23 protein-coding genes are annotated in these 22,941 nt (G+C 68.9%); 19 read left to right on the top strand and 4 right to left on the bottom strand.

Features of this window, described 5'->3' with window-relative positions; all coding sequences use genetic code 11:
* Positions 1–35 precede the first annotated feature (35 nt).
* From H036_RS0107215 to efeB, 9 genes are all read left to right on the top strand, one after another.
* A complete protein-coding gene (locus H036_RS0107215) occupies positions 36–452 on the top strand; it encodes a VOC family protein (protein ID WP_017934114.1) in 417 nt (138 codons plus the stop codon).
* Positions 449–1,132, top strand: coding sequence for a VOC family protein (locus tag H036_RS0107210; RefSeq protein ID WP_017934113.1), 684 nt, complete (start codon positions 449–451; stop codon positions 1,130–1,132). Before H036_RS0107215 ends, H036_RS0107210 begins: the two co-directional genes overlap by 4 nt.
* A gap of 243 nt (positions 1,133–1,375) precedes the next feature.
* Complete coding sequence (locus H036_RS0107205) at positions 1,376–3,142, top strand: acetolactate synthase large subunit (RefSeq protein ID WP_017934112.1); 1,767 nt, start codon at positions 1,376–1,378, stop codon at positions 3,140–3,142.
* On the top strand, positions 3,142–3,690 hold the full coding sequence (ilvN, locus tag H036_RS0107200; RefSeq protein WP_017934111.1) for an acetolactate synthase small subunit: 549 nt from the start codon (positions 3,142–3,144) through the stop codon (positions 3,688–3,690). The genes H036_RS0107205 and ilvN overlap by 1 nt, the downstream gene beginning before the upstream one ends.
* A 60-nt stretch (positions 3,691–3,750) precedes the next feature.
* On the top strand, positions 3,751–4,776 hold the full coding sequence (gene ilvC, locus H036_RS0107195; RefSeq protein WP_017934110.1) for a ketol-acid reductoisomerase: 1,026 nt from the start codon (positions 3,751–3,753) through the stop codon (positions 4,774–4,776).
* A gap of 128 nt (positions 4,777–4,904) precedes the next feature.
* Positions 4,905–5,612, top strand: a complete 708-nt coding sequence (locus H036_RS0107190) for a DsbA family oxidoreductase (RefSeq protein ID WP_017934109.1) — start codon at positions 4,905–4,907, stop codon at positions 5,610–5,612.
* Between the two features lie 190 nt (positions 5,613–5,802).
* On the top strand, positions 5,803–7,308 hold the full coding sequence (gene efeU / locus H036_RS0107185) for an iron uptake transporter permease EfeU (protein ID WP_017934108.1): 1,506 nt from the start codon (positions 5,803–5,805) through the stop codon (positions 7,306–7,308).
* Positions 7,289–8,527 (top strand): iron uptake system protein EfeO, encoded by a 1,239-nt coding sequence (gene efeO / locus H036_RS0107180; RefSeq protein ID WP_017934107.1) that lies wholly within the window; start codon positions 7,289–7,291, stop codon positions 8,525–8,527. The genes efeU and efeO overlap by 20 nt, the downstream gene beginning before the upstream one ends.
* Positions 8,527–9,789, top strand: a complete 1,263-nt coding sequence (efeB, locus tag H036_RS0107175; RefSeq protein WP_017934106.1) for an iron uptake transporter deferrochelatase/peroxidase subunit — start codon at positions 8,527–8,529, stop codon at positions 9,787–9,789. Before efeO ends, efeB begins: the two co-directional genes overlap by 1 nt.
* 103 nt (positions 9,790–9,892) lie before the next feature.
* On the opposite strand, the gene H036_RS0107170 is transcribed toward efeB, so the two are convergent.
* Positions 9,893–10,462 (bottom strand): O-methyltransferase, encoded by a 570-nt coding sequence (locus H036_RS0107170; RefSeq protein ID WP_026145861.1) that lies wholly within the window; start codon positions 10,460–10,462, stop codon positions 9,893–9,895.
* A gap of 290 nt (positions 10,463–10,752) precedes the next feature.
* Between H036_RS0107170 and H036_RS26050 the strand changes: the two genes are divergently transcribed.
* From H036_RS26050 to H036_RS24270, 4 genes are all read left to right on the top strand, one after another.
* Entirely contained in the window at positions 10,753–10,878 is a 126-nt protein-coding gene (locus tag H036_RS26050) for a hypothetical protein (RefSeq protein ID WP_017934104.1), read from the top strand.
* 10 nt (positions 10,879–10,888) lie between these two features.
* The gene (locus H036_RS0107160) at positions 10,889–11,935 is read left to right on the top strand and encodes a 3-isopropylmalate dehydrogenase (RefSeq protein ID WP_017934103.1); all 1,047 of its coding nucleotides are present in this window, start codon (positions 10,889–10,891) and stop codon (positions 11,933–11,935) included.
* Positions 11,936–11,948: 13 nt separating this feature from the next.
* Positions 11,949–13,025, top strand: coding sequence for a branched-chain amino acid aminotransferase (locus H036_RS0107155; protein WP_017934102.1), 1,077 nt, complete (start codon positions 11,949–11,951; stop codon positions 13,023–13,025).
* Positions 13,026–13,126: 101 nt separating this feature from the next.
* Positions 13,127–14,683 carry a serine/threonine-protein kinase gene (locus tag H036_RS24270; RefSeq protein WP_026145860.1) on the top strand — a complete coding sequence of 519 codons (1,557 nt, stop codon included), beginning with the start codon at positions 13,127–13,129 and terminating at the stop codon, positions 14,681–14,683.
* A 15-nt stretch (positions 14,684–14,698) separates the two neighbouring features.
* Here the strand turns inward: H036_RS24270 and H036_RS24265 are convergent, their stop codons facing one another.
* Entirely contained in the window at positions 14,699–15,943 is a 1,245-nt protein-coding gene (locus tag H036_RS24265; protein WP_232421817.1) for an HNH endonuclease signature motif containing protein, read from the bottom strand.
* A gap of 598 nt (positions 15,944–16,541) precedes the next feature.
* Here H036_RS24265 and cimA point away from each other — a divergent pair.
* Together cimA and H036_RS0107130 are read left to right on the top strand one after the other, a co-directional pair.
* Positions 16,542–18,110 carry a citramalate synthase gene (cimA, locus tag H036_RS0107135; RefSeq protein ID WP_017934099.1) on the top strand — a complete coding sequence of 523 codons (1,569 nt, stop codon included), beginning with the start codon at positions 16,542–16,544 and terminating at the stop codon, positions 18,108–18,110.
* Between the two features lie 9 nt (positions 18,111–18,119).
* Complete coding sequence (locus H036_RS0107130; RefSeq protein WP_036487536.1) at positions 18,120–18,695, top strand: GNAT family N-acetyltransferase; 576 nt, start codon at positions 18,120–18,122, stop codon at positions 18,693–18,695.
* A 56-nt stretch (positions 18,696–18,751) separates the two neighbouring features.
* Here H036_RS0107130 and H036_RS22065 read toward each other — a convergent pair whose 3' ends face one another.
* Positions 18,752–19,087 (bottom strand): nuclear transport factor 2 family protein, encoded by a 336-nt coding sequence (locus tag H036_RS22065; RefSeq protein ID WP_017934097.1) that lies wholly within the window; start codon positions 19,085–19,087, stop codon positions 18,752–18,754.
* 152 nt (positions 19,088–19,239) lie between these two features.
* Here H036_RS22065 and H036_RS0107120 point away from each other — a divergent pair, with 152 nt between their 5' ends.
* From H036_RS0107120 to H036_RS0107105, 4 genes are all read left to right on the top strand, one after another.
* Positions 19,240–20,202: an AraC family transcriptional regulator gene (locus H036_RS0107120; protein WP_017934096.1), complete on the top strand. Its 963-nt coding sequence runs from the start codon at positions 19,240–19,242 to the stop codon at positions 20,200–20,202.
* Between the two features lie 199 nt (positions 20,203–20,401).
* Positions 20,402–20,596 carry a hypothetical protein gene (locus H036_RS0107115; protein ID WP_017934095.1) on the top strand — a complete coding sequence of 65 codons (195 nt, stop codon included), beginning with the start codon at positions 20,402–20,404 and terminating at the stop codon, positions 20,594–20,596.
* A 42-nt stretch (positions 20,597–20,638) separates the two neighbouring features.
* Positions 20,639–21,688: a radical SAM protein gene (locus tag H036_RS0107110; protein ID WP_017934094.1), complete on the top strand. Its 1,050-nt coding sequence runs from the start codon at positions 20,639–20,641 to the stop codon at positions 21,686–21,688.
* Between the two features lie 3 nt (positions 21,689–21,691).
* Positions 21,692–22,189: a hypothetical protein gene (locus H036_RS0107105; RefSeq protein ID WP_017934093.1), complete on the top strand. Its 498-nt coding sequence runs from the start codon at positions 21,692–21,694 to the stop codon at positions 22,187–22,189.
* A gap of 37 nt (positions 22,190–22,226) precedes the next feature.
* Here the strand turns inward: H036_RS0107105 and H036_RS0107100 are convergent, their stop codons facing one another.
* On the bottom strand, positions 22,227–22,865 hold the full coding sequence (locus H036_RS0107100; RefSeq protein ID WP_017934092.1) for a dihydrofolate reductase family protein: 639 nt from the start codon (positions 22,863–22,865) through the stop codon (positions 22,227–22,229).
* Positions 22,866–22,941 lie beyond the last annotated feature (76 nt).

Below are 22,941 nucleotides of genomic sequence, written 5' to 3'. Positions count from 1 at the left end.
GTGAAACTGTCGGTGGCCGGTGCAACAGTGGGAGCATGGATCAACGGATCAGCTTCGTGACCCTGGCGGTGCGCGACGTCGCTCTCGCCCGGGAGTTCTATGTCGACGGCCTCGGCTGGACCCCTTCGATGTACGTCGAGGGTGAGGTCGTCATGATCCAGGTCGGCGCCCATGTGGTGCTGAGCCTGTGGGACCGCACCGCGTTCGAGGCCGAGGTCGGCCCGATCGCCGGTGGCGAGGGCATCGCGCCGATCACGCTGTCCCACAACGTGGCGACCCGCGAGGAGGTCGACGGCATCCTGTTGCGCGCCAAGGAGCTCGGCGTGGGCCCTGTCATGGGTGGTCAGGAGCGCGGCTGGGGCGGCTACACCGGTTACTTCGCCGACCCCGATGGCTACCGGTGGGAGATCGCCTACAACCCCGGGCCGATCGGAGAGGTGGTGCTGCCATGACCATTCCCGCGGAGGACAAGCAGCGGCTCGACGGCGAGGAGATCGCCGCCGGCCTGCCCGACGACTTCCGACACCTGCCCGGTCAGGTGATCGCGCGCTACCGCGTGGCCGACTTCGCCGCGGCCCAGGAGCTCGCCGGTGCCATCGGCCGACTGGCGGAGGAGGCCGGCCACCATCCGGACCTGCTCGTGGGCTGGGGCTATGTCGAGGTGCGGCTCTCCAGTCACGACGTCGGTGGCATCACTCGCCGCGACCTGCGGCTGGCACGTGCGGTCAGCGCCGCGGCAGGGGAGGCGGGCGCTCATCCGGAGCCGCGGGCTCTGCTGCTCGTCGAGTGGGGCCTTGACACCTGGGCACAAGCAGAGGTGCTGCCGTTCTGGCGCGCGATCTTGGGATACGGCGATGCCCACCGCGAGGGCGAGATCAACGACCCGTCCGGCCGCGGTGGCCCGACGGTCTGGTTCCAGGACACCGAGGAGCACGAGACGCCGCGGCAGCGGTTCCATCCCGACATCTGGGTCCCGGCCGACCAGGCTCGGGACCGCATCGATGCGGCGCTGGCCGCGGGCGGTCGCCTGGTCAGCGACGAGCGAGCGCCGCGGTTCTGGGTGCTCGCCGATCCGCAGGGCAACCAGGCCTGCATCTGCACCGTGGAAGGCCGCGACTGGACGACCCCCTGACTCACCGGTCTCCACCATCTGGGATGCTGATCCCAGATAGTGGGACGCGCGAGAGACTCGGGTGACGGGAGCTCGGCGACCGGCTACCGTGGAGGCATGCTGCACAGCATTCTTGTACGCACGCGACGCGCCTGACCGACTCACGGTCGACGCGTCTCCCTCCGCTGCCCTCGGGCCGGAGGGTTTTTGCTTGTATGGGGCCACGCGCAGCAACCCGAGTGGAACACAGATGAGGAACGAGAGATGAGCGAGCAGACGATCACCGGGGCCCAGAGCCTGGTGAAGTCGCTGGAAGCCGCGGGAGTCGAGAACATCTTCGGCATCCCCGGCGGCGCGATCCTGCCGGCGTACGACCCGCTGATGGATTCGACGATTCGCCACATCCTCGTACGCCACGAGCAGGGCGCCGGCCATGCCGCGCAGGGCTACGCCGCCGCGACCGGCCGGGTCGGCGTGTGCATGGCGACCAGCGGCCCCGGTGCGACCAACCTCGTCACGCCGATCGCCGACGCCCACATGGACTCCGTGCCGATGGTCGCGGTCACCGGCCAGGTCGGCACCGACCTGATCGGCACCGACGCCTTCCAGGAGGCGGACATCCGCGGCATCACGATGCCGATCACCAAGCACAACTTCCTGGTCACCGACGCCGCCGACATCCCGCAGAAGATCGCGGAGGCGTTCCACATCGCCTCCACCGGTCGTCCGGGCCCGGTCCTGGTCGACGTCACCAAGTCGGCGCTGCAGTCCCAGACGGCGTTCCGCTGGCCGACCGAGCTGCAGCTGCCCGGCTACCGTCCGGTGACCAAGCCGCACGCGAAGCAGATCCGCGAGGCCGTGCGGCTGATGCTCGCCTCGAAGAAGCCGGTCCTCTACGTCGGTGGAGGCACCATCCGCAGCGGCGCCTCGGCCGAGCTGCGCAAGCTGGCCGACCTGACCGGCATCCCGGTCGTCACCACGCTGATGGCGCGAGGCGCCTTCCCCGACAGCCACCCGCAGCACCTGGGCATGCCGGGCATGCACGGCACCGTCTCGGCCGTCGCCGGCCTGCAGAAGAGCGACCTGATCATCAGCCTCGGTGCGCGGTTCGACGACCGGGTGACCGGCCAGCTCACCAGCTTCGCGCCGAACGCACTGGTGATCCACGCCGACATCGACCCGGCCGAGATCGGCAAGAACCGCCGTGCCGACGTCCCGATCGTGGGTGACATCCGCGAGGTGCTGCTGGACCTGATCGCGGTCCTGGAGCAGGAGCGCGCCGCGGGCAGGGAGAGCGACTACGAGGCCTGGATCACCTTCTGCGCCGGGATGAAGAAGGCTTACCCGCTGGGCTACGACAACACCCTGGACGGGCTCGCCCCGCAGTACGTGCTGCAGCGGCTGGGCCAGATCGCCGGTCCCGAGGCGATCTACACCAGCGGCGTCGGTCAGCACCAGATGTGGGCGGCCCAGTTCATCGGCTACGAGCGGCCGAACACCTGGATCAACTCCGGTGGCCTGGGCACGATGGGCTACTCCGTCCCGGCAGCGATGGGCGCCAAGGTCGGCTGCCCCGACACGACGGTGTGGTCGATCGACGGCGACGGCTGCTTCCAGATGACCAACCAGGAACTGGCCACCTGCGCGATCGAGGGCATCCCGATCAAGGTCGCGGTGATCAACAACGACAGCCTCGGCATGGTCCGGCAGTGGCAGACGCTCTTCTACAACGAGCGCTACTCCAACACGAACCTGCAGAAGCACGGCGGTGGCGCGGGCACGGTCCGGCGCATCCCCGACTTCGTCAAGCTCGCCGACGCCTACGGCTGCGTGGGGCTCTCGTGCGAGAGCCCCGACGACGTGGACGCCACCATCGAGAAGGCGATGGCGATCGACGACGTGCCGGTGGTCGTCGACTTCCGGGTCAACAAGAACGCCATGGTGTGGCCGATGGTCGCCGCCGGTGCCAGCAACGACGCCATCCAGTACGCGCGCGACCTCGCGCCGAAGTTCGAGGAGGACGACATCTGATGGGCAACGACGGCAAGCACACCCTGAGCGTCCTGGTCGAGAACAAGCCCGGCGTCCTGGCCCGGATCGCGGCCTTGTTCAGCCGACGGATGTTCAACATCGACAGCCTCGCGGTCGGCCCGACCGAGCACGCCGAGATCTCGCGGATGACCATCGTGGTCAACGTCGAGGACACCCCGTTGGAGCAGGTCACCAAGCAGCTCAACAAGCTCGTCGAGGTGATCAAGATCGTCGAGCTCGAGCCCGACGCATCGGTGCAGCGCGAGCTGCTGCTGGTCAAGGTCGGCGCCACCGCGGAGAGCCGCAGCCAGGTGCTCGATGCCGTCCAGCTCTTCAAGGCCAAGGTCGTCGACGTGGCCTCGGACGCCGTCACGATCCAGGTGATCGGCAACGCCGGCAAGCTCGCCGACTTCCTGCGGGTCGTCGAGCCGTTCGGCATCCGCGAGCTCGTGCAGTCCGGCATGGTCGCGATCGGCCGGGGCCCGCGCTCCATCTCCGAGCGCTCCCTGCGCCCGGTCGTCACCCCCGCGCCGCCGGCAGCGAGCTGAGCGGCGTACCCCAGAATCCTCATCGAACCCCAGATGAACACCGAAGAAGGAGTAGCCCCCGTGGCTGAGATCTACTACGACGACGACGCCGACCTGAGCCTGATCCAGGGCAAGAAGGTGGCGGTCATCGGTTACGGCAGCCAGGGCCACGCCCACGCGCTGAACCTGCGTGACTCGGGCGTCGATGTCCGCATCGGCCTGCAGCCGGGCTCGAAGAGCACGGCGAAGGCGGAGGACGAGGGCTTCCGTGTCCTCACCCCGGGTGAGGCCGCCGCTGAGGCCGACGTGGTCGTCATCCTCGCCCCCGACCAGCACCAGCGCGGCCTCTACGCCAACGAGCTGGCAGAGCACGTGACCGAGGGCAAGACCCTGGTCTTCGGACACGGCTTCAACATCCGCTTCGGCTACATCCAGCCGCCGGCGGGCGTCGACGTCATCCTGGTCGCCCCGAAGGCTCCGGGCCACACCGTGCGTCGTGAGTACGTCGCCGGTCGCGGCATCCCGGACATCATCGCCGTCGAGCAGGATGCCTCGGGCCAGGCCTGGGACGTCGCCAAGGCGTACGCGAAGGGAATCGGCGGCACCCGCGCCGGCGTCATCAAGACCACCTTCACCGAGGAGACCGAGACCGACCTGTTCGGCGAGCAGGCCGTCCTCTGCGGTGGCGTCTCGCACCTCGTCCAGGCGGGCTTCGAGACCCTGACCGAGGCGGGCTACCAGCCCGAGATCGCCTACTTCGAGGTGCTGCACGAGCTCAAGCTGATCGTCGACCTCATGTGGGAGGGCGGCATCGCCAAGCAGCGTTGGTCGGTCTCCGACACCGCCGAGTACGGCGACTACGTCTCCGGCCCGCGCGTGGTCACCGAGGCGGTGAAGGAGTCGATGCAGGGCATCTTGTCCGACATCCAGGACGGCACCTTCGCCAAGCGCTTCATCGCCGACCAGGACAACGGCGGCAAGGAGTTCCTCGAGCTGCGCGAGAAGGAGGCCCAGCACCCGATCGAGGTCACCGGCAAGCTGCTGCGCTCACACTTCTCCTGGAAGCAGGCCGACTCGGACTACACCGAGGGCTCGGCTGCACGCTGATCACCAGCACACGCGCCGGACGACCTCGGTCGTCCGGCGCGTGCGTCATTTCGGCTGATCCAGCCGCACCAGGGCGACGATGTCGGCGTACGCCGGAATGGACGGCGACGCGCGACGGTTGCCCCCTCATGCGCATCGACATCTGGTCCGACATCGCCTGTCCGTGGTGCTACGTCGGCAAGCGGCGGCTCGAGACCGCCCTTGCCGCGTTCCCGCACCGTGACGAGGTCGAGGTGGTCTGGCACTCCTTCGAGCTGATGCCGGACGCGCCGGAGCAGCCGGTGGAGACTGCACAGGAGATGCTCGCGCGCAAGTTCGGCGTGCCGCGCGAGCAGGCCGCAGAGATGCAGCAGCGGGTCAGCGGCCTGGCGGCCGAGGAGGGCATGAGCTGGGACCACGAGCACTCGGTGCACGTGCGCACCCGCTCGGCGCACCGCCTCCTGCACCTCGCGCTGGAGGAGGGCGGCCCAGCGCAGCAGAGCGCACTCAAGGAGGCGCTGCTGGATGCGTACTTCACCCAGGCTGCCAACGTCGCCGACCCCGCCCTCCTGACCGGCCTGGCGACCTCGGTCGGTCTGGACGGCGACCGCGTGTCCGAGGTGCTCGGCTCGCAGGAGTACGACGATGCCGTCGAGGCCGATGTCGCGCAGGCCGCTCGGTACGGCGCCACCGGCGTGCCGTTCTACGTCATCGACGAGAAGTACGGCGTCTCCGGCGCGCAGCCGGCCGAGCTCTTCGCGCAGGTGCTGGACAAGGCCTGGGCCGACACCCACCCGGCGCTGGAGACGGTCGGCGGGGGAACGGATGTCTGTGGCCCGGACGGCTGTGCGATCTGACACACCTGACGCTCGCCTGACCACTGTCTGACCGGCACGAGCGGCTGCACGCTCGTACCGGAATGAATTCGGCAACGAGTTCGCGTCTTAATTCGCCGCCCACTGTCACGGTAAGCCTGTCCTAAGGTAGCCTCGCCTAAGTAAGGCAGACCTGAGTGGCGCGGCCGCTCCCGAGCGATGAGGCAGAGACGTGCTCCCAACCTTCGTCATCGGCCTCCGTGAAGGACTCGAGGCCGCGCTGATCGTCTCGATCCTCGCGACCTTCCTGCGTCGCAACGGCGCGAGCCTGCGCGGGCTGTGGCTGGGAGTCGGCGCAGGTGTAGCGCTCAGCGTCGCCGTCGGCGTCATCCTGCACGTGATCGAGGCGGGCCTGCCGCAGGCCAAGCAGGAGGCGATGGAGACCGTCATCGGCCTGGTCGCGGTCTTCTTCGTGACCGGCATGGTCTTCTGGATGCGTACGCACGCCCGGTTCATGAAGCGGGACCTGGAGTCCGCAGCGGCCGGTGCCCTCAAGAGCGGTACGACGACGGCGCTGGCCGTGATGGCTTTCCTCGCCGTGCTGCGCGAGGGGTTCGAGACGGCGGTGTTCCTGCTCGCCACGTTCCAGACCGCAGGCAGCGCGCCCTCCGCGGTGTTCGGTGCCGCCGCAGGCATCGTCGCGGCGGTCGTGCTCGGCTGGGGGATGTATCGCGGCGGCGTGAAGCTCAACCTGCAGCGGTTCTTCTCCATCACCGGCTTCTTCCTGATCCTGGTCGCGGCCGGTCTGGTGCTCAACGCCTTCCGTACCGGCCACGAGGCCGGCTGGGTGACCGTCGGCCAGGGCCGCACCGTCGACCTGACCTGGCTCGCTCCGGCCGGCTCGATCCGCTCGGCACTCTTCAGCGGCGTGCTCGGCATCCCGCGCGACCCCCGCGTCATCGAGGTGATCGCCTGGGCCGCCTACCTGGTGCCGATGCTGCTGATCACCTTCCTGCCTGCCCGGGTCCGCCCCGGTCAGGTGCTGGCCCAGCGGTTGCGCGTCGTCGGCGCGACGGTGGCGGTGGTGGCGGCGGTCGTGCTGCTCTTCGCCGTACCGACGCCGAAGGCCGACCTGCCCGCCACGGCTCCGCTGCAGGGGAGCGGCGAGGCGACCATCGCCATCGACGGCACTACTGCCGTCCTCGCCGCCGACGGCAAGAGCATCCAGCTCACCGGCGACGGCACCACCTGGACGGCGAAGCACACCGGCGATCGGCCCAGCACGCTCGACATCACCACCCTGCTGACCTACACCGGCAACCGCGTCCCGGTCGGCCTCGACGTCCACTCCGCACCCGGTCCCTACCAGGCATCGTGGGTGGACCACACCAGCGTCACCGCCACGACCTACGGCGATCGCCTCGTCGACGCCAGCACCACCGGCTCGGTGGTGCTGACGCTCAGCGGCGGCGGCCTGACCTCGCCGCGGGTGATGACGCTCGACCCGGCCAACTGGCAGGTCGACCCGGCGTACGCCGCGAAGGCGACCGCCGCCGTCGCTTCCGCCGAAGCCACCGCGCACGACCGGCTGCTGTGGAGCCGCTGGGTCCCGATCGCGCTGCTGGCCACAGCACTTCTCCTGCTCGTGCAGGTCGTTCGCAACACACGCCGCGCGCCCCTCCGGGCGCCGCGGGCACCCGTAACGGAAGGAACCACCCATGTCGACAGCCTCACGTAGGGCCGCCGTCAGCCTCGTCGCCGCCGTCTCGCTCGCCTCGCTCGCCGCCTGTGGCAGCAGCAACGACGACGCCTCGGACGCAGGGAAGGGTGGCAGCGCCACCACCGCCGCCACGAAGGGCGTGAGCCACGTCGCCGTCACGATGGCCTCGGGCTCGAACGGTGATGCCTGCACGCCGTCGACGACCAGCGTCCCGGCCGGCCCGGTGACCTTCTCGGTCAAGAACGAGAGCGCCACCGGCCTCACCGAGCTCGAGCTGCTCCAGGACCAGAAGATCATCGGCGAGAAGGAGTCGCTGGCGCCCGGCCTGCCGGCAGCATCGTTCACGCTGACCCTCGGCGGCGGGACCTACCAGATCTACTGCCCGGGTGCCGCTACCGAGACGATCGACTTCAAGGTCACCGGTCAGGCCAGCGCCACGCCGACCGGCAGCGCGGCGACGCTGCTCGCCCAGGGTGCCTCCGACTACGGCAAGTACGTCACCACCCAGGTCGACCAGATGGTCACCTCGGTGCAGAAGCTGCAGCAGGACGTCGACTCCGGCAACCTCTCCGCCGCACAGAAGCAGTACGGCGAGGCGCGTCCGTTCTACGAGAAGATCGAGTCCGACGTCGACGGCTTCGTGCTGCCCGGTTTCAAGCCGACCGACAACAAGGGCAACCTCGACTACCTGGTCGACATGCGCGCCTCCAACCTCGTCCCGGCCGTGGGCTGGCACGGGTTCCACGCCGTCGAGCGCGACATCTTCGCCAACCAGAAGATCACGGCCAAGACCAAGCAGCTGGCCGCCGAGCTCACCGCCAACGTGCAGAAGCTCGCCCAGCTCTCGACCACGCTGACCTACAAGCCCGAGGATCTCGCCAACGGTGCCGCCGGCCTGCTCGAGGAGGTCCAGGCCAACAAGATCAGCGGCGAGGAGGAGAAGTACAGCCACATCGACCTGGTCGACTTCGCTGCCAACGTCGAGGGTGCCCAGCAGGCGTTCGCCTACCTGAAGCCGGGCCTGACGGCCGTCGACGCCACCTTGACGGCGACGATCGGCCAGCGCTTCGACACGGTGAACGCGATGCTCGACACCTACCGCGACCCGGCCGAGATCGGCGGCTACAAGCGCTACACCGCAGAGCTGAAGAAGACCGACGCGAACAAGCTCAGCCAGACCGTCCAGGCGCTGCAGGACTCGCTGGCGCACCTGGCGGAGAAGGTGGCCACGGCCTGATGAGTGGGCTCAGCACGTCCCGCCGGCGCCTGATCCAGGGCGCCGGTGTGGGGGCTGGTGCGGTCGTCGCCGTCGGCGCGGGCTTCGCTGGGGGACGCGCGAGCGCGGATGCTGCCGACATCCCGGCGACCGACGACGGCGAGCTGGTCGACCTCAACGTCGAGCACGCGTTCTACACCGGAAGCCACCAGGCGGGGATCGAGACGCCGCAGCAGCGGCACACGGTCTTCATGACCTTCGACCTGACCACCACCAGCAAGCAGGATCTGCAGGTCCTGTTGGCGCGCTGGTCGGCGGGGATCGCCCAGTTGCAGGCCGGGTTGCCCGTCGGGTCGGTGCAGCCGACCAACCCGTCCGGCGTACCCGGGGACACGGGGGAGGCCTACGACCTAGGACCGGCCTCCCTGACCGTCACCCTGGGTCTGGGCCCGGGTGTCTTCGATGACCGGTTCGGTCTGGCCGACAAGAAGCCGAAGCTGCTCGCCGACCTGCCGCAGCTGCCCAGCGACCGACTGCGTCCCGAGCTGACCGGCGGCGACCTGTCACTGCAGGCGTGCGCCGACGACCCGCAGGTCGCCTACCACGCGATCCGCGACCTGGCTCGCCTCGGCCGTGGCACGGTCAACACCCGCTGGACGGTGATGGGCTTCGGCCGCGCGTCGGCCGGCAAGGGCCAGACGACGCCGCGCAACCTGATGGGCTTCAAGGACGGCACCCGCAACGTCAAGGAGCCGGCCCAGATCGACGAGCATGTGTGGCTCGACGGCACCGACGGCGAGCAGGCGTGGATGAGTGGCGGCAGCTACATGGTCGCCCGGAAGATCCAGATGAACATCGAGATCTGGGACTCCTCCGACATCACCAATCAGGAGCAGGTCTTCGGTCGCACGAAGGGCGAGGGCGCGCCGCTGTCGGGCAAGAAGGAGTTCGACACCCCCGATTTCCACAAGGTCGTCGACGGCAAGCCGGCGATCCCGCCGACGTCCCACGTCGCGCTGGCCGCGCCGGAGAACAACGACGGGATCCGGATCCTGCGGCGCGGCTACAACTACACCGACGGGATCAACGATCTCGGCTTCCTCGACGCCGGGCTCCTGTTCGTCGCCTACATGAACGATCCGGACAGCTTCGTGAAGTTGCAGACCAAGCTCGGCGGCTCGGACAAGCTCAACGAGTACATCGCCCACATCGGCTCGGGCATCTTCGCGGTGCCGCCGGCGCCGAAGAAGGGGCACTACCTCGGCGAGGCGCTGTTCGCCTAGGGAACCGCGCCAGCGACCCGGTCGTTGTCCGGGTCGGATCGTCACGGACCGCCGGTCGGGATGCACAGTGAAGGGCATCCCGGCCGGTTCGTGACGCCGGGGCCTAGCGTTTGGTCGCGATCAGGACCGTCGTCTCAGGGGCGACCAGCACCTCGACCGCGGTGAACCGCTCGTCGGTCAGCCAGTGCTCACGTAGCGTGTCCACGCGGCCATAGGAGAGCGGCGGCCACTGCTCGCAGGGCAGCAGGTCGTCGAGAACGACGATCCCGCCCTCCTCGATCAGCTCCTCGATGTTGTCCACCGTGATGTCGCCGGGCATGCCCGCGTCGAGGAAGAGCAGCGAGAACGGGCCGCGGTCGCGCAGCGACGCCCAGTCGACCGCGAGCACCTCCACCTGCGGGTCCTCGTCGAAGATCTCGCCGGCGAACTTGGCCAGTCGTGGATCCAACTCGGCGGTCACGATCCGAGCGCTGTCGCGGCGTACACCTGAGCGAAGCCAGGCGGTCCCGACGCCGCAGCCGGTGCCGAACTCCGCCATCGTGCCGTCACGGGTCGCGGCGAGCGTCGCCAGCAGGCGGCCGGTCTCGTTGCGGCAGAACGAGACGTAGCCGGCGCGACGAGAGACGTCGAACGCCCGGGTGACGATCTCCGGCAACTCTGGGGGTGCGCTCACAAGGTCAAGAGTCTCTCATCCCGAACGTCCGTCCCGGATGGCGGACGGTGCGCCGCAGAAAGTCTGCGACGTTCCGAACGAAAACCTTCCCTCGCCGGTGCCCCGCCCGTACCATCGTCCCCATGTTCGCCGCCCCCGCCTTTATTACGGCCGTCGTAGCCGTGGCTCTTGTAGCCATGTGCCGCGCCGGGGCTTCCAGCATTCGCTGATCGAGAGGCCACCCCGCCGCGGTGGCCCGTTTCAGATCTTCGGCCTCTCAGCCTTCCATCGCGAGAGAACCGGAGAAGACGATGCACCAGCAGCTGCTCGAGTGGGGCCCCGCTCGCCACGACCCCGAGAACCCGTTGTGCCTGGACGCGATCCATGCCGCGATCGATCAGCGGGACAGCGACGGACCGCGTCCCGACGACAACTAATGTTCTGCCCATGACCAGCCTGAAGCTTGCAGTGATCCCCGGCGACGGCATCGGACCGGAGGTGACCGCCGAGGCACTGAAGGTCCTCGAGGCGGCCTCGCCGGTGAAGTTCGAGCAGACCCGCTACGACCTCGGTGCCGAGCGCTACCTGCGCACCGGCGAGGTGCTGCCCGAGTCGGTGCTCGCCGAGGTCCGGGAGCAGGACGCCATCCTGCTCGGCGCCGTCGGTGGCAAGCCGAACGACCCGAACCTGCCGCCGGGCATCCTCGAGCGCGGCCTGCTGCTCAAGCTGCGCTTCGAGCTCGACCACTACGTCAACCTGCGGCCGTCCCGCCTGTTCCCGGGGGCCGTCTCGCCGCTGAGCGACGCCGTGCTCGGCCGGGGCGAGATCGACTTCGTGGTGGTCCGTGAGGGCACCGAGGGCCTCTACACCGGCCAGGGCGGCGCGATGCGTGTCGGCACCGCGGCCGAGGTCGCCACCGAGGTCAGCGTGAACACCGCTTACGGCGTGGAGCGTGTCGTGCGCGATGCCTTCAACCGTGCCCAGCGCCGCCGCAAGAAGCTCACCCTGGTCCACAAGACCAACGTGCTCGTCAACGCGGGCTCGCTGTGGTGGCGGGTCACGCAGGAGGTCGCCGCGGAGTACCCGGACGTCACCGTCGACTACCTGCACATCGACGCGGTGATGATCTTCATGGCCACCGACCCGGCCCGCTTCGACGTGATCGTCACCGACAACATCTTCGGCGACATCATCACCGACCTCGCCGCCGCCATCACCGGCGGCATCGGCCTGGCTGCCTCGGGCAACGTGAACCCCGACCGCACCGCGCCGTCCATGTTCGAGCCCGTGCACGGCTCGGCCCCCGACATCGCAGGCCAGCAGAAGGCCGACCCCACCGCAGCGATCCTTTCCGCGTCCCTCCTCCTCGACCACCTCGGCCACGCCGACGCGGCCGCCACCATCGACAAGGCCGTCCTCAAGGACCTGTCGACCCGTGGATCCGCGCCGCGCACGACCGCGGAGGTCGGCGACGCCATCGCTGCCCTGATCTGAGAGACTCGCGCGCATGGAGATCAGCACCACCAGCAACCCGAACCCCGTTTCCGACGAGCGGCTGGCGGAGATCCTGGCCGACCCCGGCTTCGGTACGTTCTTCACCGACCACATGTTCGTGGCCGAGTGGACCCCCGAGCAGGGCTGGCACAACACCCGGATCGAGCCCTACGGCCCGATCGCGCTCGACCCGGCGACAGCCGTCCTGCACTACGCGCAGGAGACCTTCGAGGGGATGAAGGCCTATCGGCACGCCGACGGCTCGGTCTGGTCCTTCCGACCCGAGCAGAACGCCGCCCGGATGGCCCGCTCCTCGCGTCGGCTCGCGTTCCCGGAGCTGCCCGTCGAGGAGTTCGTGGCCGCGGTGGACGCGCTGGTGAAGATCGACGAGCGCTGGGTGCCGACGGCGAACGAGGGCGACGAGAAGTCGCTCTACATCCGGCCGTTCATGTTCGCGTCGGAGACGTTCCTGGGCGTGCGTGCGGCCCAGCACGTCACCTTCATGGTGATCGCCTCGCCCGCAGGCGCCTACTTCAAGGGCGGCGTCAAGCCCGTTCGGCTGTGGCTCTCGGAGAGCTACACCCGCGCCGGCCGCGGCGGCATGGGGGCGGCCAAGACGGGCGGCAACTACGCCTCGTCGCTGGCCCCGCAGGCCGAGGCCTACGAGAAGGGCTGCGACCAGGTCGTGTTCCTCGATGCTTCCGAGGGGAAGTACATCGAGGAGCTCGGCGGGATGAACATCTTCTTCGTGTACGCCGACGGTCGTCTCGTGACCCCGGAGACCGGCACGATCCTGGAGGGCATCACTCGCGCCTCGATCCTCGAGCTCGCCGCCAAGCGCGGCCTCAAGGTCGAGGAGCGCAAGGTCGCGATCGAGGAGTGGCAGCAGGGCGTGGCGTCGGGAGAGATCACCGAGATCTTCGCCTGTGGCACCGCAGCCGTGGTCACGCCGGTCGGCGAGCTGCTCTGGGACGGCGGCTCCGTGGCCACCCCCGCAGGCCCTGTCACCACCGAGCTGCGCAAGACGCTCGTCGACCTGCAGTTCGGTCGGGCCGAGGACGCGTTCGGCTGGATGCACCAGATCCTCTGACGAAGCGCGCCCATCGGCGCGTCGACCGGGTTGTCGGCGTGGTCGGCGTGGTCGGCAGCCTCATACGCCGTCCGCCGCGCCGCGGCCGGTAATCTCACGCCGTGCACTCTGTCGGCGACTACACCCTGCTCAGTGTGCTCGGGGAGGGTGGGATGGGCATCGTCCATCTCGCCCGCCACGAGCCCACCGGGCAGCGGGTCGCGCTGAAGGTGCTGCGTCCCCAGATCGTCGGGGACGAGGAGGGCAGAAAGCGGCTCGCACGCGAGGTCGGCTCGCTGCAGCGCATCCGTTCGCGCTGGGTCGCCGAGATCCTCGACGCCGACCCGTGGGGTCCGGTCCCGTACGTCGTGATGCGCTACGTGCCTGGTCGCTCGTTGCATGACGAGGTTGCCGAGGAGGGCCCGATCCGTGGACGCGATCTGCACTGGTTCTCCCGGTGCCTGATCGATGCGGTCGCTGCCGTGCACGACGGCGGGGTCCTCCACCGCGACATCAAGCCGTCGAACGTGATCATGGAGGGCCGCACCCCCGTCCTGATCGACTTCGGTCTTGCCCGGGTCGCCGACGACCCGCGGATCACCCACACCGGCTGGCTGCTGGGCACCCCCGGGTACCTGCCGCCCGAGATCCTGCGTGGCGACGATGCCACGCCCGCCACCGACGTGCACTCGTGGGCTGCCACGGTGGCCTTCGCCGCCACGGGTCGGCCGCCCTTCGGCCGCGGGCCGTCCGCGGCGATCATGGACCGGGCGCGTCGCGGCGATCACGACCTCGCCGGCATCGAGCCGAACCTGCGGGCCGTCCTCGATGTCGCGCTCTCGCCGGACGCTGTCCGGCGGCCCACGGTCGCGCAGCTCCAGGCTTGGTTCCGCGACCCGTCCCTCTCGATCTTCGACACGGTCAGCGCGGTTGATCCTGCGGCGGCCCGCGCGACCGGTGGCGCGTACGGGACGGGGCGCCCGGTCGTGGACCGCGGCGCCGATCGGCCGGTGGCACCGACCGCGCCCCTGGTCGCCCGGCCCACACCGTTCGAGCAGGAGGACGACCGGACGCTCGTCGAGGCCGACCCGACGTTGGCCGAGCCTCAGCGCGAGAGTGGGGGAGCGCGGTTCCGACGTACTTGCCTCTGGTTGGGGCTCGCCCTCCTCTCCGGTGCTGGGCTCGCCGTCGTGCCGGTCCTGACCGCGGTGGTCATGCTGGCGCTGGTCGGTCTGCTGCGGGGACTCTCCTTGGCCGGATCCGTGCACGGCGAGCGGCGTGAGCTCCGCGGCGCGCGATGGCATGACGGTCCGCGCCTGGTCATCGGTACGCCGTGGCATCTGCTCCGCTCCGTACCGAGCACGATCGTGCTGGTGCTGTGGGCCGGTGGCTTGGCGCTCGCGGCAGGGCTGCTCTGCTATGCCGTCTCCGCCGCCAGCGGGGTCACGTTGTACGTGTGCGGTGTCGTGCTCGCCACCATGCTCGCCACCGGCCCCGGGGCCAGCAGGGTCCGCGGACCGGTGCGCCGCGTGCTCTCGCCGCTCGCACGCAGCACGGGCCGTTGGGCGGTGGCGCTGCTCGTCCTGGCTGCGGTCGCGATCTATCTCGTGCTGCGGTTCCATGCGCACGGCACGGACTGGGCGCCGTGGCACGAGTCGCCGTTCGGCAGTGCCTTCTGAGGGACGTCTCGGCCGTCACGACGCGAGCCCTCTGAGGTCTCGGAGGGGCGTCTTGATCTTGCGGCGGTAGCGGTAGTCGCCGTTGGCGAGTCTGATCGTTTCATACGTCGTGTCGTGTGCTTTGCGGTGATGGTGTCCGCAGAGCAGGGCGGCGTTGGTCAGGTCGGTGGGTCCGCCTCGGCTCCAGGGATTGTCGTGGTGGGCGTCGCACCAGGTCGCGGGGACGGTGCAGCCCTCGGCTCGGCAGTGCCGGTCCCTGACCTTCAACGCTTTGTGCTGGGCCGGTGAGAACAGCCGTCTGGCTCTGCCCAGGTCCAGCGGCTCCGAGATCCCACCCAGCACGTAGGGGATGATCGCGGCGGTGCACGCCAGCCGTCGGGCTTCCCCGGCGGGGACCTTGGTGTCCCCAAGCTGGGCGATGCCGAGCTCGCTGTGCAGGTACTCGATGGGGATCGTGACGATCACGGCGGTCGCGTCCCCACCGTGGGCGGGGACACCGTCGCCGGGCACGCACTCCAAGACCTGGGCGAACGCGTCGGCGAACAGCCGGTTGCGGGGACGCACTTTGCCGTCGGCCTCCAGGGCCGCGACCCGCGGCTGGGCGAAGGCCTCCAACAGGGTTCGCAACCGCTCGCCGACGGCTTCGGGGACGATCGCGTGGATGCGGGTCATGCCGTCACCGTGGTCGCTGATCGACAACGTCGCCTTGGCGTGCGCGGTCTCTTCGAGGCGGCGGATGGCGTCGGCTTCGGCTGCTTCGGCGATCTCGGGTGCCACGACCTCGAGGAGGTGGTGGGCGAGGTGGCGTAGGTCCTTGGGGCGGTGCTGGCCGGCGAGGTCGCACAGGTGCGCCTCGGCGCGCTCCACGACATCGGTGGGCAGGTCCTCAGGCAGGGCGGTGATTCCGTCGAGGATCACCCTGGCATGCTCGAGACTGAACCGACCGGCCGCGAGCCCGGCCCGTACCAGCGGCCGCTGCTCCAGACCACGGGCCAAGGCGAGCGCAGCATGCGCGGCCCGGCTGTCGACGACCTCCTGGGCGACCAGCCACGACGCCACGTCGCGGGCGCCGATCTCCTCGGCGACGTCCTGGCTGGCGGCCATCACCCGCAGCCGCAGCTCAGCGATTCGGGCTTCCAGTCGTGTCAGTGCCAGCAGCGCCGCGGCTTTGTCAGTGGTCGAGAGGAAGATCGGATTCGCATCCGCAGCCTGACTCAGGGCAGCATCGATCGCGACCACTGTGGTCTGGATCTGATGCATGGTCACCACCCGAGAGAATCGTGTCGAACACGTATTCGAATTCTACCTGCTCGGATCTGCCCAGACAATCGGGTGAGGGTAAAGAGTTCGGGCTATGCCTCGCCGTACCCGATCACACGCCTGGTGGCCCGACGCGAGCCAAGCGAAGGCACCCAACCCGCCCAAGACACGCGACCACGCTGGTACTGGCCCACGTTTCTCGTTTGTCTTCAGCCACCCCGCGTGCTGGGAGCGCCTCGACAAGCTCGGCGGACGTTTCTCGGCGGACGTTGCTCGGGGTGCGGGCCGGTGTACGTGACGAGGAGCCGGCACTTCTCGCGCCAAGACGGGGACGGACACATCCCGAGACGGGGACGGGGCCATCACTCGACAGGGACGGATGCATCACTCAACGGGGACGGAGGCCAGACTCGCCCGGATCGTGAGAGACCCCTGCGACACCTGCGGACGCCGTGGCAGGATGTCGCACGTGGCGATCACCTCGATCATCATTCGCTAGCGCACTGCGACCCCGACGAAGGGGACACGGTGCGCCAACCTCTCGTTCCCGAGAGGTTTTTTTGTTGCCCGAACAACCGATCAGACAGAAGTGACTCAGATGGATCTCCAGGGCTCGTTCCACGTCTACGACACCACCCTGCGCGACGGCGCGCAGCAGGAGGGGCTCAACCTCTCCGTGGGCGACAAGCTGGCCATCGCGCGCCAGTTGGACGGGTTCGGTGTCGGATTCATCGAGGGCGGGTGGCCCGGTGCGAACCCGAAGGACACCGAGTTCTTCCGGCGCGCCCAGACCGAGCTCGACCTCAAGCACGCCAAGCTGGCGGCGTTCGGCTCGACGCGGCGGGCCGGGATCAAGGCGGCCGACGACCCGATGATCGCCGCGTTGCGCGACAGCGGCGCGAGCGTGGTGACGCTGGTCGCCAAGAGCCACGACCGGCATGTCGAGCTCGCTTTGCGGACCACGCTGGAGGAGAACCTCGCGATGGTCCGCGACACCGTCGCCCACCTCACCGCCGAGGGCCAGCGGGTCTTCCTGGACGCCGAGCACTTCTTCGACGGCTACCGTGCCAACCGCGACTATGCGCTCGAGGTCCTCCGGACCGCCTTCGCCGCCGGGGCCGAGGTCGCCGCGCTGTGCGACACCAACGGCGGCATGCTGCCGACCTGGCTCTCCGACGTGGTGCACGACGTTGTCGAGACCACCGGCGTACGCGTCGGCATCCACTGCCACAACGACACCGGCTGCGCCGTCGCCAACACGCTCGCGGCCGTCGACGCCGGCGCGACCCACGTGCAGGGCACGATCAACGGGTACGGCGAGCGCACGGGCAACGCCGACCTCATCGCGGTGGTCGCCAACCTCCAGCTCAAGCTGGGCAGGCAGGTGCTGCCCGAGGGGCTGCTGCAGGACGCCACCCGCACGGCCCACGCGATCGCCGAGGTGACGAACTTCCCGCCGGCGACCCGGCAGCCGTACGTCGGGGCGAGTGCCTTCACGCACAAGGCCGGCCTGCACGCCAGCGCGATCAAGGTCGACCCCGATCTCTATCAGCACATGGACCCGATCGGCGTCGGGAACGACATGCGGCTGCTGGTCTCCGACATGGCCGGCCGCGCGAGCATCGAGCTCAAGGGCAGGGAGCTCGGCTACGAGCTCACCGACCGCGAGCTCGTCACCCGGATCACCGACCGGGTCAAGGAGCGGGAGGCCGCGGGCTACACCTTCGAGGCCGCCGACGCCTCCTTCGAGCTGCTGCTCCTGGAGGAGGTCGAGGGCAAGCGTCCGACGTACTTCGACCTCGAGTCGTGGCGTGTCATCTCGCAGGACGACGGCTCGACAGAGGCGACCGTCAAGCTGCACGCGGAGGGGGAGCGCTACGTCGTCACGCGCGAGGGCAACGGCCCTGTCAATGCGCTCGACCAGGCGCTGCGGGCCGCGATCGTGCTGGCCTATCCGGTGGTGGAGAAGTTCGAGCTGATCGACTACAAGGTCCGGCTCTTCGACGACGGCCACGGCACCGACGCCAAGACCCGCGTGCTGATCGAGACCAGCGACGGCCAGACCTCGTGGGTCACCGTCGGTGTCGGTGAGAACGTCATCGAGGCGTCGTGGGAGGCGCTCGTCGACGGGCTCACCTTCGGCCTGTGGCGGGTCGCGGGCCAGTAGCCTGGGCGGGTGCTCGCGCCGACGTACCCCGTGGAGACCGAACGGCTGCTGCTGCGTCCGCTCGATCCGATCAAGGATGTCGACGCCGTGCACGCCTACCAGTCCCTGCCGGAGGTCTGTCGCTACATCCCGTTCGAGCCGCGCACGCGTGAGCAGATCGCCGAGCGGCTGATGGACCCCGAGCGGGTCCGCTGGGCGATGTTGGAGCCGGGCCAGGCGCTCGACCTCGGCATGGTGCGCAAGGACACCGGTCAGCTGATCGGCGACGTGCTCCTGATGTGGCGCGACGAGACCAACGCCGAGATCGGGTACGCCGTCCACCCCGACCACCACGGCCACGGCTACGCGACCGAGGCGGCGGGGGCGATGCTCCGGTTGGCCTTCGAGCCCGACCACGGGCTGGCGCTGCACCGCGTCACTGCCCGGATCGACCAGCGCAACCCGGCCTCCGCCGCCGTACTGACCAGGCTCGGCATGCGGCAGGAGGCCGTGCTGGTGGAGAACGAGTGGTTCAAGGGGGAGTGGTCCACCGAGGTCGACTTCGCGATCCTCGATCGTGAGTGGCGGGCGCTCCAGCGGCGCTAGCCCGCAGGGCAGCAGCCGCGTTCTGGATAGCGATGGGGGGCGTCCATCCCGGAGCATCAGTGATGGATCGTGAGTGCGGTGATGTGCTCGTCCTCGACGGTGAAGAGGAAGTAGAGCATGATCTGCCCGCCTGGGAAGTCGCCCTTGGTGTCTCCGGAGACGATCACCTCGCCCTTGCCGGTCACGATGGTGTCGCAGACCTCCACGGTGCAGTGGGCACCGATGAACTCCTTGTCGTCCCAGACCTTGATCCCGTCGTGACCGCTGTAAGTGCCTTCGTTCGCGTTGTAGAGCGATGCGTCCTCCGAGAACGTCGCCATGAGGGCGGCGGAGTCGTGCGCGTTGGTGGCGCGGAAGAATTCCTCGATCGCTGCTGGTGTGCTGCTGGCCATGGTCGTCTCTCCTGTGGTCGGGTGCTTTCTCGAGGCGGGCCGGCGATGTTCGTGGCTCCTCGATGTCGACGCTACGGGGCGTGGCTCGGACGATCCATGTCCTTGGCGTGCGATTTCATGTCCGTTCGTCTCACCTCGGATAGCATCGCGGGGTGGACATCGTTGGGGACGCCATCCGCGCACTGCGCATCGGTGAGCCACGCTCCGCCCGTGCCCACCTCTACGGGCACTGGGGACTGCGCTGGGACCCGTCGCGCGGTGCCGGCTTCAACATCCACGTGGTGCTCGAGGGAACGGCCTGGCTCCTCCCCGAGCACCATCCGGCCACGCCGCTCCGCGCCGGCGACGTCGTCTTCGTGTCCCGGTCGATCGCCCACGGCATCGCCGACTCCCCGACAACCTCGGTGATCGACGTACCGCCCGACGAGGCCGACTTCTGGTTCGGGAAGCATCCCGACCCGGACCAGCCGGCGGACGTGCCACGTACGGTGCTGATCGGCGGCTCCTACTACATGCAGGAGCAGCGGATGCATCCGCTGATCGAAAGCCTTCCGCCCGTGATGCACCTGTCCGCGCGGATGGATCCAGCTGATCCGATCGGTGCGATCGTGGCCCTCCTGGGCCGCGAGCACGATCAGGAGAGACCGGGCTCGACGGCGGCCATGCCGGCGCTGCTCGATCTCCTTCTCACCTACGTCATCCGGAGCGCATTCGAGGAGGCCGACGCGACCACCGGGTGGGCCGCGGTGGTGCGCGACCCGGCGCTCAGCTCCGCCCTGGACCACATGCAGAACCGGCCCGATCAGCCGTGGACGATCGCGTCGCTGGCATCCACCGCCGGCATATCGCGCGCGACCCTGGCTCGCAGGTTCACCGAACTCGTCGGACGGCCACCCATGGCCTACCTGCGCTGGTGGCGGATGAACATCGCCAGAGCACTGCTTCGTGAGACCGACCTCTCTCTATCCGCTATAGCGGAACGCGTCGGCTATCAGTCCGAGTTCGCCTTCAGCAAGGCATTCAGCCGCGAGGCGGCCGAGTCGCCCAGCTCGTTTCGCCGTACGAGCCGGACCGCCGGAACTCCGGCGAGGATCCCGAAGAGGTCAGCGTCCTGACCGACCCCGGTCCACCCCGCAGTCCTCGTGGCCTGGGACGCACTTTCTCCTTGCCGGTGTCGGTCCCGACAAAGAGGGGTCCGTCTCCCATTTCGAGGATGACACCGGCTAACGCGCGGAGTAGGCATGGAGTGGCTTGGCCGAGGCGCCTCGTGCCGGCATTCCAAAACCTCAGTCCGCGTGTAGCTAAGGAATGGACATGACCGAACGGCAATTGATCGAAGTCGACGATGCAGGGCGGATCATCATCAACGCGCCCGAGTTCGCGGCGCGTGCCCGTGTCAGCAATGAGGGCGAGTTGGCACCAGACTCGCCGAACGGCTTCTGTCCTCAGGTCAACCTGACCAAGGGCTGCGGGACGAAGCTGGCGGAGGAGGAGACCCGGCCGGCCTGAGCGAAGCGGCCGGCCGAACGGGAGTCCGAGCTCGTGGGAACGATGCCAGGTGCTGCGCCAGCGCGCGCCGTCGGCGACAGCCTTCTCGCACGCGCCTTCTCGAATGACACACTTCATCTCATCGTCCTTCCGACCGAGCAGTGCAACTTCCGCTGTACCTATTGCTACGAGGACTTCGAGATCGGGAAGATGCGGCCCGAGATCGTGGGGGGAGTCAAGCGTCTCCTGAGCCGGCGGCTCGACGGGCTGCGACGGCTCGACATCTCCTGGTTCGGAGGCGAGCCGCTGATGGCCTTGGATGTCATCGAAGAAATCTCCCGACACGTCACTGAGAACGCGAGCGGCACCCGTTACTGGTCAGATGTGACCACGAACGGATCGCTGCTCTCGCTGCCGACGGCCGCTCGACTGGCGTCGTACGGAGTGAGTGTCTACCAGGTCTCGCTCGACGGGCCGGCGCAGATCCACGACACGACGCGTGTGCGCAGGAACGGCGCGGGCACCTTCGCGGCCATCTGGAGCAATCTTTGTGCGATCCGCGACAGCGACCTACCCGTGCAGGTGCTTCTACGCATTCATCTGACGTCGCTGAATATCGCGGCGATGCCGGACTTCCTGCGCCGGATCCGCCGCACGCTGCTCGATGACCCGCGGTTCTCGGTGCGGCTGAAAGCCATCGAGAGGCTGGGTGGGCCGAACGACGAATCGCTGGCTGTCCTACCCCACGCAGGCCGCGATGAGCTGATGGCTTCGCTCGAGGACGTTCTCGGCAGGGACCCGCATGCCTCCGGCGCGACAGAGGATGTCTGCTATGCCGCCGAGGCCAACTCCTTCGTCGTTCGAGCCAACGGCGACCTGGGCAAGTGCACGGTGGGCTTGAACGATCCCGCGAACCGGATCGGCCGCGTGCTCCCCGATGGCACCGTGCAGGTCGACAACGCTCGATTGGCGCCCTGGCTACGCGGATGGGGCATGCCGGACCAGGACGCGCTTGCGTGCCCGTACGCCGGCATGGACCACACCGAGCAGTCGCTTCTCCAGATCACTCCACGAGGCCCGTACGCCGCCACCGACGAACGAAGGGAGACATGAGCCGTGAACAGTGACGAGACGGTGAGCCCGGATGAGGTGCCGGAGGTCATCTATGGCGCGAGCAGCACTGCGCCTCTGCGCATCGCCGTGCCAGAGCTACTCGACTTCAGGGCCAGTGAGGTTGTCTTGATGCGCGAACCGATCGCGCCGACGGTGCCAGCGTTCATCTTCCCCGGCATCATCCTCGGTCGACCGAGTGGTGCCGCCCTCTTCATCCCAGCATCAGATCTACCGCTGCTGGAAGGGGCGGGCGCGGCAGACGATCAGCTCAGTTTCACCTACGCGGGCGCGTCACATGTGCTGGCCGAGGCCCAGATCGCCCAGTTCGGACACCGCGTCGACATACGCCTGCGCGAGGCTCTTCCGAGCACGTCGCGCCTCGTGGTTCACGGCGGCTCGCTGCTGCGCGACACTCGCGAACGGCTGTATTACCTGCCGGCCGGGGCATTCGCCACGCTCCGCTCCATCACGGAGGCGCTCGAGGGGCGCGCGGGAACCTGAGCAGGCAGTGGCGTCGCGACCCACGGAACCGACGCCCTCACCTGGAGAACGTCAGGTGGGTCACGCCGCTCGGGGTGCTCACCGACTCGACCTGGTAGTCCTGCTCGAGGGCCTCCAGCCCGTCCCAGAGCCTGACGCCGCGCCCGAGCAGGATCGGCACGATCACCACATGGAGGTGGTCGATCAGCCCGGCGGCCAGGAAGTCGCGCACCATCGACGGGCCGCCGCCGATGCGCACGTCCTGCCCCTCGGCGGCCTCACGCGCGGTCGCGAGCGCGTCGGCGGGCGTCGCATCGAGGAAGTGGAAGGTGGTGCCACCCTCCATCTCGAGGGACGGTCGCGGGCGATGGGTCAGCACGAAGGTGGGTGTGTGGAAGGGCGGGTTAGGGCCCCACCAGCCCGTCCAGTCGTCATCGTCCTGCCACCCCGGCGGACCGAACTTGCCGGCGCCCATGATCTCAGCGCCGATGCCGGGGCCGTGCTGGGCGGCGTACGCGTTGTCGACACCCATCGAGCCTCCGGGCGCGCCTTGCATGGCGCGGAAGGCCCGGGTGGTCGTGAACCATTCGTGCAGCCGGTGGCCGGCGTGGCCGAACGGCTCCTCGATCGAGAGGCCCTCGCCGGTGGCGAAGCCGTCGAGGGAGACGGAGAAGTTGTGGACTCTCGTGCGCGACATGGTGATTCCTCGCAGCCTGGCGATCGCATGGCACCGCCGTCGGCGGCCGTGATGAGGCTACGGTCCGAGGCGGTTG

The sequence above is a fragment of the Nocardioides sp. Iso805N genome, assembly GCF_000364605.1.
In the GTDB taxonomy this organism is placed as follows: domain Bacteria; phylum Actinomycetota; class Actinomycetes; order Propionibacteriales; family Nocardioidaceae; genus Nocardioides.
This window is presented reverse-complemented; position numbering and strand designations above follow the sequence as displayed.